This is a genomic window from Leptospira meyeri (assembly GCF_004368965.1).
Lineage (GTDB): Bacteria > Spirochaetota > Leptospiria > Leptospirales > Leptospiraceae > Leptospira_A > Leptospira_A meyeri.
The window spans coordinates 1,578,313-1,592,998 of record NZ_SORO01000001.1 but is presented as its reverse complement, the minus strand read 5'-3'; the positions used below and the strand labels follow the sequence as shown (position 1 = coordinate 1,592,998).

Below are 14,686 nucleotides of genomic sequence, written 5' to 3'. Positions count from 1 at the left end.
ATTGGATTTTTTTCGAGGATTATACATCATTCCATGGAGTAAAAATTATATCTCCATATCTTTAGATGTTCTAATCGTCGCATTTTTAATTTATAAAACATATACAACCTTACGCAGAACTCGTGGGATCCAGTTGTTACTTGGTGTGGGAATCATTTGGATTTCAGGAAGTCTTGCCGAATACTTAGGGTTTGAACTTTTGGAATGGATTCTCACGAACATTCGTCCTGCCTTAGTATTTGCGATCATAGTCCTGTTACAGCCGGAACTTCGTCGTTTGACCGGCGATTTAGCGAGGATCCGACTTCTCCGCTTGTTTTTTCTCAAACCAACCTTTGATTTAGATCCGATTGTGGAAGCAGTTCGGGTCATGTCTCAAGAGAAAACCGGATCCATCATTGTACTTGTGAAAGACATTAGTTTAAAAGATATTTCTGAAAATGCGGTGGCCATGGATGCACAAGTCACGTCGGAAATATTACAAACTATTTTCTTTAAGAATTCTCCCCTACATGATGGTGCTGTCATTATCGAACAAAATCGTATTGTTTGCGCCGCTTCTTATTTGCCAATGAGTAGTTCAGTAGAAATCGCCACACTGGGAGCAAGGCATCGTTCCGCTTTAGGACTTTCAGAGGAAACAGATGCCATCATTATCGTTACGTCAGAGGAAACAGGAGACATTACCATTTGTTTTGAAGGGGAAATGTTGCACCCAGTTAAACCTCTAGAACTCAAAGCACTGGTGAGTGGGCTTATGAGTGGAACTCGAAGATCGAAAGACGATTCTCTTCGAAAACCGAAAGAGAAAGATAGCGGTGTGAGTATATGATCGTAAAACTTCTTGGAAAAATAGTTCGAAATTGGAAGGCAAAACTTGTTTCGCTGATCATCGCCAGTATCTTTTATGTGAATCTTCAAAACTCTAAAGTATTAATTAAAACAATTAATGTTCCTGTCGACTATCCAAAGTTATCTGGTAATTTAAACTATTCTAAAAATCCTGAAAAAACGATTCCTATTCGAGTGGAAGGTTTGAAGGATGTAGTCAATTATTATTCCCAATTTATGAAAGCTGTGATTGATCCAGAAGATGTTCAATTGGGTGTAACAGAAGTGCCAATTAAAAAAATTGTGGGTGTCCCAAGTGGCGTAAAAGTCACCAAACTAAAAAAAACAGTCCCAGTTGAAATTGAATCCCGAGGATTAAAAATCGTTCCTCTGGAAGTAGTGTTTGAAGGTGCACCACCAGCTAACTTTGAAAAGCTAACTCAGATTGTAAGTCCTCAAAAAATTACACTCAGCGGGAAACCGCAAGATTTGGAAAAAATCACAAAGGTGCTGTTACCTGAAATTTCACTTATAGATAAAAAAGAACCATTTGCAAAAACGGTAAGGATTCCAGATCTCCCAAAGGGTGTGAATGTCCTTGGATCAAGGGACGTCACTGTAAATGTCAATATTATTCCTTTGTCGTATAAAACAGGGGAACAAACGGCCGCAGGAATTCCTATCGTTTGCTCTGGGCAAGATATTCGATTGGATGCAGAACTTTCAGAAGAACAAGTTGCGATTCGGTATTTTTCTTTAAAACCAATTCGATCTGCCCAAATTCTTACAGGGATTACAGCTCAAGTTCCTTGTAATTATATCTTTGATCCTATTAAAAATAAAATCATCCCCGAATTACAGCCGCAAGTTGCTAAAGTTAGGATCATCAAAAACAAAGATTTAAAAGGGATTGAGATTTTACAAATTAGTCCTGAAAAAATCGAAATTCGTTATAAGGTGAAAGAACAACAAAATCCAGATTCCGATCCTACTGATGACGGTACTGGAATGGAAGGCCCCGGTTCTGTTCCTTCAGATAGATCTTAGGCTTTCAAACAACCTAATGAACAAATCGATTTTTTCACATTCAAAACTAAAATTCGAATTTTGTATTGGTTTGGCTTTTTGTAAAACCAAACCAATACAGGCCTATTTTAAAAATTCATAAATTTCTTTAAAACTTTCTTCTGGGTTTTCCCATTGTGGGTAATGGCCAATGGTTTCCCAACGAATGAGTTTTTTGTTTTTGATCGGAAGTTTTTCAATTTCGTCAGCTAGGTGACGGCCACTCACCGGGTCTTCTCCTCCATTGATAAAAAGGAGTGGAACTTCTGTTTGGAGGAGGGCATTTTTCCATCTTTCGCCGTGGATCCTTCTTTCTTTGATGTATTTCAGAAGTTTATGTGGGATCAAAACTTTATTAGGGTAAGTAATGAGTTTCCAAAGAACAGAGATTTCTTTTTCGCTAGGCTTTGTATTTTTTCCAAATACTTGTGCAAATGCTATTCCAAATTTTTTTTCATCATAAAACCTTGATAAAATAGCACCTAAGATTGGTGTGGCGAGAAGTTTTTGTTTGAATGTGGGTCTGTGGAGGTGAGGAAAAAGTCCTCCATTCATAAAAACGGCTCCATCGATTTCATACTTACGATCACTTCTTTCTAAATGTCTGGCTAAAATTTCTTGCCCCACACTTACCGCATAATCATGAAAAACAAATTTCACTCTTTTTAAAGCATTCTTTTCAATAAAGTTTTCGATGATATCTGTTTGTTCGATGAGTGTGTATGTATGTTTTTTTGGTTTGGATGAATATCCAAAGCCTAAAAAATCAATTGCGATTGTATTGAAGTAACGTGAAAGTCCATTAAAAATTTTGGAATAGTCCCATGAAGAAGTAGGGAATCCATGAAGTAAAATTAAGTTTTGTCCTCTTCCTTCTTGGATAAAAAAGATTTGAAACTTCTTATATTCGAAAAATTTACCAGCAGCTAACCATTCAGTAGCGTTCTTTTTTGGAAAGTTTAGATCAACCATATCCGACATAGAACAACAAAAGAGGAAGTGAGTCAAATAGAAGAATTTGCTACTTTCTGATTTCCCGAAAGCCGATCTTTAAAGGGATGGAATCATACCCTCTCATCTATTTTGTAAAACCGGAAGGGACTCTCTCAGATTGGGAATATTTTTGGCATCAGATTCCTTACGGAGCACCTGGGATCCTTACATTTTTTGTAGGAGTATTCTTAAGTTATTTTGCCTTTCAAAAATTTCGTAAATCAGACGTTGATAATAAGATTTTCCATCTGAACCTTACGATTTCATTTATTAGTTTTGGATCGGTGGGATTAGTTCTTACAACGAGGGCCTGGATTCAGGATGTAAATACATTAGTATTTTGGAATGACCTACTTTACTTTTTGGTCGCACCATTAGCTCCAACTGCTTTTTATTTGGCCTACCATATGACAGGTAAACAAAGTAAACTGTTGTTATATTATTCTTATCTTTGTTGGTTCGCTAGTTTTGTATTGTACTTTGGAGTTTTGATTGGGAAAGGGTTTGAAACCACAGTATTCGAATTTACTTTTGGTAAGTATCCGAGAGGAAGTTCTTTTGTTCGACCTTGGGGAATTTTGGCTCCACTCGGATATTTCTTTTTAATTTTACCTTCCTTTATCAAACATTATCAATACATTCGCAAACATTACCATCTAACACTATTCCATGGAGTAAATTTACTTTTTTTACTCACAACAATGAATGCACCCAGTATCCTTGGGTTCAAAGTATATCCAGGTGGTTTCTTTTTATTCATTCCTATGTTGCTTGTAGCCTATGGAGTGTTTCGTTCTGATTTTTTTGATGTGAACGAATTGCTTTTCCAAAAGAACGGTATGTTCTACTTTTTATTTGCGCTTTTATCTTTTGTTTTGATTTTTATTTCTTTTGGTGTTTCGTTTGGACTTTCTCCTGATGCTTACGAATCAGCAAAATGGTACCCTTGGGGGATCCCTCCCGTAGTATCCGTATTTGGTGCTGTTTTTCTTTCGATTATAGTTGCGGGAGCCAATCCATCAGCGAGGATCAATCAACTCTGTGCCTTTGCCCTTATCCTCACAGGATTTTATGTCATCCAATCTGTCCCGCTAAAATTAAACATATCCTATGTTGTACAACTACGGATTTCGCAAATGACCTTTGTGGCCTTTGCATTTGCACCAAGCATTATGGTACGTTTGGTATTTGAAGCCATTGGCCAAAAATCTCCAAAATGGGTGCAAGGAATTGATTTACTCTGTGTAAGCGCAGCCATCCTTGCTCCTTCGCCTTATTTATTCGTAGGATATTTTGATTACCCTTGGTCAAGAGTTCACCATGGCGGACCAGCGGAACTCCTTGTTGGAATAAACGGTGCCATTGCACTAGTTTTAGTTTTAATTACTTTTTTTAGAAACAAAGGTTATATTAACTTTGCATCCAAATGGATCATTGGATCTTTTTTATTATCCGCTGTTTTATTGTTAGCTGCTCTTTTGCCAAGTCATGGGTTCCCAATTTATCCATTAGCGGATTTCCAATTTATTCCTGCATTTTTACTAGGTTATGCGGTCTTAAGGCATGGTGCCTTGTCTTTAGAAGGAAGGACAATCCAACTGAGCCAAAGGCTCGCCAACTTAGGCCTCATTACAATGGCCATTGCAGCGATTTTATATTTTCCGATGATCCGTGAACAATACGGAGTGGGGGAATCGGCATTTCATTTAACTATGATTGTGATTCCTCTGGTTTTGTTTAATTACTTGGTTGTATACATCATGTCTCGCCCTTTGGCAGAAGAGTTAGATATCAGCTATTTTTTGTTGGATTTGGAAAAACAAAAAGCAGATGAAGAAAGGGAAAAAGCTCTGATTGCCCAGGACAAAGCGGAAGAGGCGAGGGAAGAATCAGAAAAGTTATTACTTAATATTTTGCCATATAAAGTCGCTCAAGAGTTGAAACAAAAGGGAAGTGTCACTCCTTCTCGGTTTGAAAACGTTACTGTTCTGTTCACAGACTTCAAAGGTTTTACTAAAGTTGCCGAAGGGATGGATGAACAAAGTTTGATTGAAGAACTTGATGCATGTTTCACTCAGTTCGATGAAATCATTCTCAGAAATAATTTGGAAAAATTAAAAACCATCGGTGATAGTTATATGTGTGCTGGTGGACTTCCTGTGGAAACTCGAACCAGTGCCATTGACGCTTGTTTGGCGGCATTAGAAATTCAGAGTTTTATGAACCAATTAAAAGAAATCAAATCCACCCTAGGATTACCTTTTTGGGAATTAAGATTGGGAATTCATACAGGTCCTGTGGTGGCGGGAGTTGTCGGACGATTTAAGTTTGCTTATGACATTTGGGGCGATACAGTCAATACTGCTTCAAGAATGGAGTCTGGTGGCGAAACCGGAAAAATCAATGTTTCCCAAGAAACCTATGAACTTGTGAAGTATTTTTTTGTTACTGAATACCGAGGAAAAATTCACGGGAAAAATAAAGGGGATTTGGATATGTATTTTGTCCATCGACTAAGACCTCGTTATTCGCAAGATCCGGACGGGAAGGCACCAAACCAATATTTCCGGGAAGTTTATTCCCGGATCACGCATGGTGCCAACATTCGTTGGAAAAAAGAATCTTAAGTTTGTTCTTCCTCGGCAAGCCAAGTACGTAACAACTGAGCCACATCCTCAGGCTTTTCTTTTGCCAAGTTGATTGCGTTTTCGAGTAACTCTCGTCTGAGTTTTTCGTCGAGGGAGAGTTCCACTTCGGCCCCCCCTTCGTCCATCACGCGTAGTGCAGCTTCCCGCATCATTTGTTGTTGAGCCGCAAGTTCTTCTTCTCTGAGTCTTCTTCTTCTTGCGATTTCTTTTTTGATCGCACGGTAGACTAAGATGGCAAGGATGAGTAAAATCAAAATGACAAGAGAAGCAATCACCATATTACGGATGGCTCTTTGTTTTTGAAACTCTTCATCTTCTAAACGAAATTGTTCGGTTCTATCTTTCGGAATGGTGATGACACTGATTTGGTCTCCACGCGATCTTGTGTATCCAATGGCTGCTTCTAAGTTTTTACGAACTAGTTTTAAATCATTTTCGGCAACAGGTATGTATTTTCTGTCATATCCCATTCCATCTTCTCTTTCTTTTCGTTCCCAAACACCATCCACTACAACAGAGAGTCCGATCTTTTCTATTTTCCAAGGTTGGCGTTTGATATCTTTCACACGTTTGTTGAATTCGTGGTTATTGATATTTTCATCTTTTGAATATTCTGCTTTTTGGTAATCCGTGTCTTTATAACCTGGAGGTAAGTTCGGTTCAGTACCAGCAGGGCCATCGGGTGTGAATCCACGGCCTTTGAATGATTCTTTTGTTTCTTTGGAAGATACTTTTAAAGAATATCCATCCACTAATTTTCTTTCATTATATGGTGTATCTGGATTATCTTCTTCAGCAACAACTGGTAATACTTCGTTTTCTGTTAAGGACTCTTGGTCCCAATTGAAAGAATACTCAAAACGAGTGATATCAACACGATCTTCTCCACCCAAATACCAACGAAGGGTATTGCGAATGTCGATGAGTCTTTTCATTCGTTCCTCTTCTTCGATTCGGAGTTTTTCTTGGACGATACGAAGTTCTAATCTTTCTTTTTCTAAATCTTCTTCAAAGTCGGAGATGATTTTGCCATCAGGATCAGCAACACTTACGTTTTCTGGTTTGAGTTTCGGAACCGCACGTGCGACTAAGTTGACTATCCCTTTGATTTCTTTTTTACTCATTCCTTCTACACCAGGTTTGAAGTGAAGGATGACACTTGCCTTTACTGGATAGGAATTGGACTCAAAAAGATCACCTTCAGGGATGGCAATGTTGACATCAGATCTTTCGATGGGTCTTAATGTATTGAGTGATTTTTCAATCGCTCCTTTGAGGGCTCTATACTTTTTAATGTCTTTGTCGAATTGGGTCTCTGTGAATTTTTCAATATCAAAAAGTTCCCAACCGGTGACACCTGCAGGAATCAAATTCTCTTGCGCGAGTTTGGTAACGATCTCTTGTCTTTGTTCGGGATCAACGGTAATAAGACTTGTATCGCTTGAACCATAAGAATAACCGAGAGCATCTAGTTTTTTTGTAACTTCAGAAAAGTCTTTGGAATCCAAATCCTTAAACAGAACCACTCGGTTTCGTTGTGACGAGACATTGGATAGGATGATGACTGCCACCACCACAACGGCGAGCACACCACCCAAAATCATTTTTTTGGTTTTATCGAGTTTGTTGAATAACTCTTTGAGATTATCAATGATCTTTTGCAGTGGTTCAGGCATAGTACGGGCCTCGTCGAGATTTGAGACATAATGTCATGGCAATTCAGAAATGTACAAGTACTTTTCGGGGAGGGAGGGGAATTTAGGAGGTTTTCACTTAGAATTGGCGTTGACTTAGTTTTTATGTGATTACATTGTAATTACAATGAAGGCCGTTGTTATACAAATTGGAAATTCAAAAGGAATCCGAATTCCTAAAACTGTTTTGGCAGAATGTCAGATTGAAGATGAAGTCGATCTACTCGTAGAGGGTAATAAAATCATCATCACTCCATTTAAAAACAAACCGCGAATGGGTTGGGAAGACCAATTCAAAGCGATGGCGGAAAGAAAAGAGGATCAGTTGCTCATTCCGGATTCCATTGATTTGGAAACAAAGGATTGGGAATGGTAATCAAACAATACGAAATCTATTTGATTAATTTAGATCCAACGGTTGGGGTTGAGATTAAAAAATCCAGGCCATGCATTGTGATTTCACCAGATGAAATGAACAAGTGTATTGGCACAGTGATGATTGCACCACTGACCACTGCATCAAAAACATATCCCACAAGAGTGGAGTTAGCGTTTCAGGGAAAAAAAGGAGCCATTGTTTTGGATCAAATTCGAACTGTCGATAAGTCCCGGTTGGTGAAAAAACTTGGGGCCTGTGATCACAAAACAATTCATAAAATCAAAAAAGTCATAAAAGAAATGTTAGTTGATTGAACATAAATTTCTTTTATGACTTCTGATTCAATTTCCTTGGATCGGCTTAGTCTTTCATTAGGCCACACCTTCTACTTTTTGGAACACTCGATCAAATCGTTTGAGGGCGTCATCAATTACGCCATCTGTATCTGATGCGCTTGTATAAAGTCTACTTCCTGCGAGTGTCACTAGTCCTTCTGACATATACGCCGCTCCCATCTCTTCCATCGCATGTTTACGTTTATGGGCTTCTGCGATAGTTTTTTTGATCGTCCAGAACTTCTTAATATTGATATCGAGTAACATTGTACCAACGGTTTCCAAATGGCAGATGGATCCTTGGTTGAAAGCAACAAAGGGAAGATCATACTTTTGGATTAGTTTTTGTAATCCTTTGGTTAGGCGGTCACCCGCTCTTCCTGATTTTTCAAGGGCTCCTGTTTTTTCCATCTCACAAAGAGTAAAGTAACCAGCGGCAGAACTAAGTGGGTTTGCCGCCATCGTTCCACCAATTAACGCCTTTTTGGTGCCTGTTTGAAGTCCTGCAGATACATACTTCATGTATTCTTTTTTACCACCAAGTCCGCCAGCAGATGGATATCCACCAGCCACTACCTTACCAAAAATCGTAAGGTCAGGACTCACACCAAAATACCCTTGGGCTCCACTGAGTCCAATCCGGAATGCGGTCACTACTTCATCAAAAATCAGAAGGGCACCATACTGATCACAAAGTTCCCTCACTCCTTTGTTAAAGTTCAAATCAAGAGGTCTTGTTCCACTTTCCGGTCCTACTGGTTCAATGAGAACCGCCGCTGTGCCACCGCGAAATCGATTTCGTTTGAGTACGGACTCTAATGCGTTCAAATCGTTCGGATAAAATTCTTGAGTGTATTTGAAAATGGATTTAGGAACTCCATTGGCTTCGAAATGTCTTGTGCCTGGGATCCGAAGTCCATAAGCCAATTGGTCACTCCAACCGTGATACGCTCCACCCATCTTCACTATGTTTTTTTTCTTCGTCGCAAGCCTTGCGACACGAATTGATGCCATACAGGCTTCTGTCCCAGAACCGAGCATTCGAAACATTTCAACAGAAGGAACTAACTCTACAATTTTTTCGGCTAACTTATATTCGTATTCATGAAAAAGACCAGTGACAGGACCCGTTGTATCGAGAAGTTCGATCACTTTTTTGCGCACATTGGTTGGATTGCTACCAAGAACCGTCGGCCCACCTGCTTGTAAAAAATCGATGTATTTGTTTCCATCTAAATCATAAAGATAAGCTCCCGATGCTTTGGTAAACACAAGAGGGAAGGGATGGTTGAAAGATAGGTTGTGTTGGACACCGCCAGGAATGTATTCCGAAGCCTTTGTGATCATGGCTTTGGACTTACTGCATTTTTTATCAAAGTAATTGTGGATAATGTCCTCCATAGCGTCTTTACGGATGGAGCGGATGGGAAGGGAAATGAGTTTCCTTAGGTCTTTGTAAACTTGGTCTACGTTTGGGTATTCGTTCATGGAAAAGCCTTGGGCCATATTATCTTTCCTCTTCCGGGTCTTTTTTCTTGACAATGAGTGAGTCATCACTCATTGTCAAGAAGGAATTCATAAAATTGATCGAGAATAACGGATTCTTTGGAAAATTGCATTAATTTCCTGGAGAAATCCAGCCTTTTTCGTTTATTGGACGGGGACAGATATGGTAACGAAGCATTTTAATGATAGTTTTGAGCGGATTTCCGAAGAAAAGAGAAACCGAATTTTATCTACAGCCATCGCTGAATTTGCCAACCGGGGATTTACCAGTGCCAATACCAATACCATTGCCCAAAAAGCAGGAATCAGTGTCGGCTCTCTCTATAAATACTTTGAAACCAAAGAAGATTTTTTCCTTACCGTCGTGGACCATGGGATCACCCAGTTAGAAAAAACCTTAGAGTCCGTTCTCTCTATGGATTTGGATTTGTTTGGCAAAATTGAAAAGATCATTCGCATCATCCAAACTCACTCGCGGATCAACCAAGACATCATTCGCCTCTACAATGAAATGACAACAGAAAGTAATTATGAGCTCATCACTCGTTTGTCAGGTGAACTCGAATCTTTGTCTGCCAAATGTTATATTGAAATGATAAACCTTGCCAAAAAAGAAGGAACCATCAGTTCGGAAGTGGATAGTAATCTTTCTGCATTTTTATTAGATAATATCTTTATGACACTCCAGTTTTCTTATTCCACAGTATATTATAAAGAACGTATGAAAATATATTTGGGAGAAGATGTGTTTGATAAAGATGAAGAGGTTGTGGCAGGGGTCATGAAGGTAATTCGTAGGGCTTTAGGTGGGTAGGATTCAACTTTTGGATATGGCGATTGTTTAGATTTTTATTAAAACAAACATTTGAATTATATGATAAAAGCGATTCTTTTTGATTACGATGACACCTTAGTCCAGACAAGAAAAACTCGTTACCAAACAATTTATAAATTATCTGACGAACTCTTTAAAACGAAAATCACTGAAAAAGAAATCGATGAAGCTTGGGGACTTCCCGCTGAAAAATTTTTATTAAAACTATTCGGACGATTTTCTTCGGACATCCATTATCTTTGGTCTGTTTATTTAGAATTTTCAAAGAAAGATTTAAACATCCCTCATATTCATGCTTTTGATTTTATCAACAAATACCAAAACTCCTTCAAATTTGGAATCGTCACTTCCTCTAGTGAAAAAGTAGTTTTTCGTGAATTGAATGAACTTCAAATCGATACAAATTTATTTTTACAGATTCAAACATCTGATCATACATCTGTTCACAAACCAAATCCAAAAGTTTTTGAACCAATTTTTGGATTATTAAAAAATAAAAAAATCAATAAGGACGAAGTGATTTATATAGGTGATTCCCCTGCTGATTACGAGTCTGCGAGCAAGTTTGGATTTCAGTTTCTTGGGATAGCACATGACAATCGACATGTCGATTATTTTCAAAGAGGAAAGATCCCATTCGTAAAGAGTTTTTTCGAATTAGAAAATGATTTGATGAACAAAGAAAGATTTGCATAACGTGTGATGATTCGCTTGGTCTGATTTATTGTTATAATCAAAATAGGAATTACAGGAAAAAAGAAATTCAAATGAAGAAAGACTTTAATGATTATGTAAATTCATACAAGGAACAACTCCAAATAGGGGATATCCAAGAGGCTTATGCAGGTATTGTGAAATACGTAACAAAACTTGGCACAAATTTATCCAAAAATCTTTCTAAAAGTTATTCCTTCGGAAGCCTTTTTCAAGGTTATATGGACTATACATATTTCTATTACTCTAACAAGTTCCTGAAAGATAGAAAATTAAAAATGGGATTTGTTTTAAACCATCCAAAAATGCAATTTGAAGTTTGGCTTTTGGGTCAAACTATTCCCATCCAAGAAAGATATTGGGAGTATTTTAAAAATACAAAGTGGAACAAAAATAGAACGACCAAACCACAGTATTCTATACTTGAGACTGTTCTCATTGAAAAACCCAATTTTAATGATTTGGATAAACTTTCCGCTCAAATTGAAAAGAGTATAGTTCAGGTGACAGCGGAAATTATCCAAGACATTAAAGCTAGTAAGCTGAAATGAAAAGATTTAAACGAGTAAATGTATCATTGCTTTTAGTGATACAGTTTGCAAATCTTACTAAGAACATTGGTAAGATTTGTTTGGATTACTAGTTAACTCTCCATAAACGGTGATTCTTTTAACCAAAATACCGTCACAAAATTGATAACGGATAAGATGAGAAGGATATAAAGAAACGATATCATTCCAAAGAAATTTAATCCTAAGATAAATAAAATTCCCGATACTTGTCCTACGAGAAGTAACAATCCTTGGGAAGTGGATTCTGGTGCAGGAGAAGTGATCTCTGCACAATATTGAAATCCAATCGGTGCTCCAATTCCTAGGAGAAAAAAACCAATGACCACAGAACCGATGAGTAAAAAAATAAAACCTTGGAATAAGGTAAATAAACTAAGCCCCACTAAAAATCCAGCCATAGCAATGATGAGAAAAAGTTTTCTCTTTTGTAGTTTATCAGATAACGGAGGAATGACGATCCCACCAATGATTCCCGAAATGAGCATCACTCCACCAACTAGCCCCGATTCGTCGATATTGAGTCCCTTGATTTCACAAATTTGATCAATACATGTGCTAACTGCATTGAAGACTCCAAGTCCAATGAGAAACAAAAACAGAATTTTTCTCATATCCTTCTGTTTCCATAAAAAACGAAGTCCTTCCAAGAAGGGAAGTTCGTGGTCTTCTCCGTGAGTACTCGGAGAAGTTGGCGGTTTTTCTTTGATTAGCAAAAGGAAAAGAATAGCCGAACCTAGAGAAACAAAACCGTAAATCATCATCACACCTGGGATAGAATTTCCTGATTGGAGTAAGATGGGAGTTAGGATCATCACAAGTATGATTCCTAAAAATTGAGCCAGGGTTCCGAGTGCTACGGCGGTGGCCCTTTCTTGGATGGGAAACCACAAAACACTAATCTTCGTGACTGCGTTTAACAAAAACGGTTGGGCAATGGCCAAACCAATTTGGCAAACGAGGACAATTGTATAGTCTGCGGCATAAACCCCTTTGAGTAACCCGCAAACGCCCGTTAGTATGGCGCCAAAACCCACTCCTTTTTTGATCCCATAGGTATCTATCACGTAGGATGCAGGAATTGCAATGAAGACAAAAACTCCGAGGAATACAAGAGAAAGTAAATCTATCTGCAAAGGGCTTACGTGGTAAAATTCTTTGGCGTCCCGGGCAATGGGTGCAAAAGTCAGCCATTGCAGGCAGATGGTAGCAGTGATGACGATGTAGGCGAAAAGGACAACCCAGCGGTATGGGTATAATTTCGGAAGGTTTTGGCTCATTTTAACTCCCTTTTTGCAATGGATGGAACTTGCTTTCAAACATTTGTTCGGAATAAATTCTCTTTGGGAGAAATGCCGAAGGAAAATGATTTGCCATCCGAGCCGATGATTCTCATTCTTTGTGAGTCATCACTCACTTTTTTCCGCATCCAGGAAAAAATGAGAAAATCGTCTGTCTGACTTGCTCGTATGGGGGAATCGACAGAGGGTATGAAGAGCAGAACCGATGGAGTTTACATGGAATCTGGATATATACTGACTTATGATATTGGCACAACCGGAGTCAAAACCTGTCTCTTTCGGATGTCTGAAGCTCTGGAACTCGTTCAATCAGCTACAAAGGAATATTCAATCCATCTTCTAGACAATGGGGGAGCGGAACAAAATGCAGAGGATTGGTGGTCCTCGATGAAGGATACCACAACAGAGATTTTATCCCTATCCAAAATCCAGCCAGATTCCATCCAAGGAATTTCTTTTTGTTCCCAAATGCAAGGTTTAGTTCTTGTGGATTCAAAGTTTCAAGTGGTCCGACCAGCGATGAGTTATATGGACCAACGAGCGTCCAATGAAATGAAAAAGGGGATCGTACACGGATTTAAAATTGAAGGTATCAATGCCATTAAACTCATGTTATCTCTTTGGTTCACTGGAGCGGTTGCTGCCAGTGTGAAAGATCCTATTTGGAAATACAAATGGGTCGAAAAAAATGAACCAGAAATTTTTTCGAAAGTAAAGTGGTGGTTTGATGTAAAAGAATATCTAATTGCGCGCTCTACAAACGAAGCCGTGATGACTAGAGATTCAGCCTTCGCTACTTTTTTATATAACTCAAGGGAAGGGAAAGGAAACTGGAGTCCTCTTTTATGTAAGTTATTCGGTGTTCGTTTAGATCATTTACCAAAGATTGTGAATTCTTCTGATCGTGTGGGAGGGTTGACAAAAGAAGCCGCAGATTTTTTGGGACTAAAGGAAAACATATCAGTGTTTGGTGGTGGTGGTGATGCTTCTCTCATTGGAGTCGGAGCCGGTGCTGTCAGCGAAGGAGACACTCATATCTATGCGGGGACTTCTGGCTGGATTTCAACAGTGACTAAAAAGAGAACGGTTGATATCGGAGCAAGGATTGCTTCCATCGTTGGCGCCAGAGAAGGATATTATAATTATTTTGGAGAACAAGAAACATCTGGTAAATGTTTGCAATGGGTGAGAGACCATTTGGCCTTAGATGAAATTGATTTATATTTAGAAAAAAAGAAAATTACTGATGGTCCTGATGCCGTGTATGAAAGTTTATTCGAATTTATGTTTGATTCAATCAAAGATACCGAACCTGGATCTCATGGAGTGATTTTTACACCCTGGCTTCATGGGAACCGCTGTCCTTTTGAAGATCCAAAAGCAAGAGGGATATTCTTTAACATCAGTTTGCACACAGGAAAAAGAACTCTTATCCGTGCTGTTGTGGAAGGAATCCTTTTCCATAAACGTTGGATTTTGGAATTATCTCATCGTAAGATTCCCACTTCCAATACAATTCGTTTTGTGGGTGGTGTGGCAAGGTCTGCTTTTATCTGTCAGTTGTTAGCTGATATCACGGGAAAAACCATTGAAAGGGTGGTTCATCCGGAAAACGTTGGTGCGATGGGAGCTGCTGCCATTGTTGCTTTTGGAATTGGAAAAATTCAAAAATTTGAAGAGATCAAGTCAATGATTCCCATCCAAGACAGATGGACTCCCAATCAAAACCATAAAGCGATTTACGATAAAAACTTTAAGGTGTTTCAAAACCTATACAAAGTGAACCAAAACAATTTTGCAATTTTAAATACATAAG

General features: G+C 38.6%; 13 protein-coding genes. 9 read left to right on the top strand and 4 right to left on the bottom strand.

What is annotated here, in order from left to right:
• The first annotated feature begins 1 nt into the window (after nt 1).
• Both cdaA and CLV96_RS07390 read left to right on the top strand, forming a co-directional pair.
• A complete protein-coding gene (cdaA, locus tag CLV96_RS07395) occupies nt 2-832 on the top strand; it encodes a diadenylate cyclase CdaA (RefSeq protein WP_004786247.1) in 831 nt (276 codons plus the stop codon).
• Nucleotides 829-1,878 carry a CdaR family protein gene (locus CLV96_RS07390; protein WP_004785400.1) on the top strand — a complete coding sequence of 350 codons (1,050 nt, stop codon included), beginning with the start codon at nt 829-831 and terminating at the stop codon, nt 1,876-1,878. The genes cdaA and CLV96_RS07390 overlap by 4 nt, the downstream gene beginning before the upstream one ends.
• Nucleotides 1,879-1,980: 102 nt before the next feature.
• On the opposite strand, the gene CLV96_RS07385 is transcribed toward CLV96_RS07390, so the two are convergent.
• Nucleotides 1,981-2,868 carry an alpha/beta fold hydrolase gene (locus CLV96_RS07385; RefSeq protein WP_231292446.1) on the bottom strand — a complete coding sequence of 296 codons (888 nt, stop codon included), beginning with the start codon at nt 2,866-2,868 and terminating at the stop codon, nt 1,981-1,983.
• Between the two features lie 86 nt (nt 2,869-2,954).
• Here CLV96_RS07385 and CLV96_RS07380 point away from each other — a divergent pair, with 86 nt between their 5' ends.
• Nucleotides 2,955-5,516 (top strand): adenylate/guanylate cyclase domain-containing protein, encoded by a 2,562-nt coding sequence (locus CLV96_RS07380; RefSeq protein ID WP_004784445.1) that lies wholly within the window; start codon nt 2,955-2,957, stop codon nt 5,514-5,516.
• On the opposite strand, the gene fliF is transcribed toward CLV96_RS07380, so the two are convergent.
• Entirely contained in the window at nt 5,513-7,213 is a 1,701-nt protein-coding gene (gene fliF / locus CLV96_RS07375) for a flagellar basal-body MS-ring/collar protein FliF (protein ID WP_004785622.1), read from the bottom strand. The genes CLV96_RS07380 and fliF overlap by 4 nt on opposite strands.
• 145 nt (nt 7,214-7,358) lie before the next feature.
• Here fliF and CLV96_RS07370 point away from each other — a divergent pair, with 145 nt between their 5' ends.
• Both CLV96_RS07370 and CLV96_RS07365 read left to right on the top strand, forming a co-directional pair.
• A complete protein-coding gene (locus tag CLV96_RS07370) occupies nt 7,359-7,607 on the top strand; it encodes an AbrB/MazE/SpoVT family DNA-binding domain-containing protein (protein ID WP_004787195.1) in 249 nt (82 codons plus the stop codon).
• A complete protein-coding gene (locus CLV96_RS07365) occupies nt 7,601-7,924 on the top strand; it encodes a type II toxin-antitoxin system PemK/MazF family toxin (RefSeq protein WP_004785308.1) in 324 nt (107 codons plus the stop codon). Before CLV96_RS07370 ends, CLV96_RS07365 begins: the two co-directional genes overlap by 7 nt.
• Nucleotides 7,925-7,981: 57 nt before the next feature.
• Here the strand turns inward: CLV96_RS07365 and CLV96_RS07360 are convergent, their stop codons facing one another.
• Nucleotides 7,982-9,451 (bottom strand): aspartate aminotransferase family protein, encoded by a 1,470-nt coding sequence (locus tag CLV96_RS07360; protein ID WP_004785188.1) that lies wholly within the window; start codon nt 9,449-9,451, stop codon nt 7,982-7,984.
• A gap of 163 nt (nt 9,452-9,614) precedes the next feature.
• Here CLV96_RS07360 and CLV96_RS07355 point away from each other — a divergent pair, with 163 nt between their 5' ends.
• The 3 genes from CLV96_RS07355 (at nt 9,615) to CLV96_RS07345 (ending at nt 11,551) form a co-directional block, all read left to right on the top strand.
• On the top strand, nt 9,615-10,265 hold the full coding sequence (locus CLV96_RS07355) for a TetR/AcrR family transcriptional regulator (RefSeq protein ID WP_004787672.1): 651 nt from the start codon (nt 9,615-9,617) through the stop codon (nt 10,263-10,265).
• A gap of 60 nt (nt 10,266-10,325) precedes the next feature.
• Nucleotides 10,326-10,982 (top strand): HAD-IA family hydrolase, encoded by a 657-nt coding sequence (locus CLV96_RS07350; protein WP_004786729.1) that lies wholly within the window; start codon nt 10,326-10,328, stop codon nt 10,980-10,982.
• A gap of 71 nt (nt 10,983-11,053) precedes the next feature.
• Nucleotides 11,054-11,551 carry a DUF7000 family protein gene (locus CLV96_RS07345; protein WP_004787053.1) on the top strand — a complete coding sequence of 166 codons (498 nt, stop codon included), beginning with the start codon at nt 11,054-11,056 and terminating at the stop codon, nt 11,549-11,551.
• A 92-nt stretch (nt 11,552-11,643) separates the two neighbouring features.
• Here CLV96_RS07345 and CLV96_RS07340 read toward each other — a convergent pair whose 3' ends face one another.
• Nucleotides 11,644-12,849: an MFS transporter gene (locus CLV96_RS07340; protein WP_004786581.1), complete on the bottom strand. Its 1,206-nt coding sequence runs from the start codon at nt 12,847-12,849 to the stop codon at nt 11,644-11,646.
• Between the two features lie 237 nt (nt 12,850-13,086).
• Here CLV96_RS07340 and CLV96_RS07330 point away from each other — a divergent pair, with 237 nt between their 5' ends.
• Nucleotides 13,087-14,685, top strand: a complete 1,599-nt coding sequence (locus CLV96_RS07330; RefSeq protein WP_004787241.1) for a xylulokinase — start codon at nt 13,087-13,089, stop codon at nt 14,683-14,685.
• Nucleotide 14,686: the final 1 nt, after the last annotated feature.

Excerpts from the sequence above, each read along its gene's own strand:
- CLV96_RS07390 (WP_004785400.1), top strand. The coding sequence starts at position 829 with ATGATCGTAAAACTTCTTGGAAAAATAGTTCGAAATTGGAAGGCAAAA.
- CLV96_RS07350 (WP_004786729.1), top strand. The coding sequence starts at position 10,326 with ATGATAAAAGCGATTCTTTTTGATTACGATGACACCTTAGTCCAGACA.
- fliF (WP_004785622.1), bottom strand. The coding sequence starts at position 7,213 with ATGCCTGAACCACTGCAAAAGATCATTGATAATCTCAAAGAGTTATTC.
- CLV96_RS07360 (WP_004785188.1), bottom strand. The coding sequence starts at position 9,451 with ATGGCCCAAGGCTTTTCCATGAACGAATACCCAAACGTAGACCAAGTT.
- CLV96_RS07340 (WP_004786581.1), bottom strand. The coding sequence starts at position 12,849 with ATGAGCCAAAACCTTCCGAAATTATACCCATACCGCTGGGTTGTCCTT.
- CLV96_RS07370 (WP_004787195.1), top strand. The coding sequence starts at position 7,359 with ATGAAGGCCGTTGTTATACAAATTGGAAATTCAAAAGGAATCCGAATT.
- CLV96_RS07345 (WP_004787053.1), top strand. The coding sequence starts at position 11,054 with ATGAAGAAAGACTTTAATGATTATGTAAATTCATACAAGGAACAACTC.
- CLV96_RS07365 (WP_004785308.1), top strand. The coding sequence starts at position 7,601 with ATGGTAATCAAACAATACGAAATCTATTTGATTAATTTAGATCCAACG.
- CLV96_RS07355 (WP_004787672.1), top strand. The coding sequence starts at position 9,615 with ATGGTAACGAAGCATTTTAATGATAGTTTTGAGCGGATTTCCGAAGAA.
- CLV96_RS07385 (WP_231292446.1), bottom strand. The coding sequence starts at position 2,868 with ATGGTTGATCTAAACTTTCCAAAAAAGAACGCTACTGAATGGTTAGCT.
- CLV96_RS07380 (WP_004784445.1), top strand. The coding sequence starts at position 2,955 with ATGGAATCATACCCTCTCATCTATTTTGTAAAACCGGAAGGGACTCTC.
- CLV96_RS07330 (WP_004787241.1), top strand. The coding sequence starts at position 13,087 with ATGGAATCTGGATATATACTGACTTATGATATTGGCACAACCGGAGTC.